This is a genomic window from Oleiphilus sp. HI0123 (assembly GCF_001635315.1).
Genome location: NZ_LWGE01001753.1, coordinates 1 through 1177 on the forward strand (window position 1 = coordinate 1; position 1177 = coordinate 1177).

General features: G+C 44.4%; 2 protein-coding genes. Both read left to right on the forward strand.

From position 1 onward, the window contains the following. A partial coding sequence (locus tag A3761_RS23675) for an SDR family NAD(P)-dependent oxidoreductase (protein WP_156492070.1) occupies positions 1 to 389 on the forward strand: 389 nt, incomplete at its 5' end. Then, a partial coding sequence (locus A3761_RS23680) for an NAD(P)/FAD-dependent oxidoreductase (protein ID WP_156492071.1) occupies positions 386 to 1177 on the forward strand: 792 nt, incomplete at its 3' end. The genes A3761_RS23675 and A3761_RS23680, both read left to right, overlap by 4 nt.

A 1177-nucleotide genomic window follows, 5' to 3' on the forward strand; every position in this document is an offset into this window, starting at 1 on the left:
GAGCACATGTCTACGGCGCTTCAAAAGCGGCACTACGATATTTTACCGAGTGCTTAAAAATAGATTTACAGCAAGAAGGCATTGACGTTCATCTAGTGAGTCCGGGGTTTGTCAAAACACCTTTAACCGATCTCAATGATTTTCCAATGCCACTACTCATGGAACCCGAAGAAGCTGCCAGTCGAATTATTTCCGGACTTGAAAGAGGCATTTTCGACATACATTTTCCGCAACGATTTACTCGAACACTGAAGCTGATCTCTTTGTTACCTGATCATCTTCGCTTTTCTTTACTTGCCAAGTTATCGCGCAATGCATCTCAGGCCGATTCTTCTACAAGAACAACTCAGTCAATCGCGACGACAAACCCTCAGGATCACCAGCAATGAATCAGAACCCTTCTCACCAGCACCTTACAAACCAACGCATTGCGGTCATCGGATCAGGCATCGCGGGCCTGACGTCTGCCTATCTTTTGAGTAAGCGTCATGACGTTAGCTTATTCGAATCGAACGACTATATTGGCGGCCATACCCACACCGAACACGTACAATGCCAAGGCAAAAGCTACCCGGTGAATACAGGTTTTATCGTTTTTAATGACTGGACCTACCCTAACTTCATCAAACTAATGGACCAGCTAGGCGTTACAAGCGAAGATTCAGACATGAGCTTCAGTGTACGATGTGAAAACACTGACCTTGAATACAATGGCACCAACCTAAACAGCTTATTCGCGCAACGAAGTAACCTGTTCCGCCCTAAGTTTCTGAGGATGATAAGCGACATCCTTAAATTCAACAAACAAACGGTTGAGAGCTTGGAAGCGGGTACACTCGACACTGAGCAAAGCCTAGGTGAATTCATTGAACAAAATGGCTATTCCGACGCGTTTAAAAACTATTATATTGTTCCAATGGGAGCGGCTATCTGGTCTGCATCTGTCGATGTAATGCTATCGTTTCCCTTAAAATTCTTTATTCAGTTTTTTAAGAATCACGGCATGTTAAGTGTCGATGATCGACCGCAGTGGAGGGTACTAACGAATGGTTCAGAGTCTTACATAGCACCGATTACACAGCGTTTTAAAGACAACATTCACCTTAACAGCAATATCATAAAGGTAACACGAAGCCCTAGCGAGGCGGCCATTACCTTTAGCGACCATTCTGTGCAG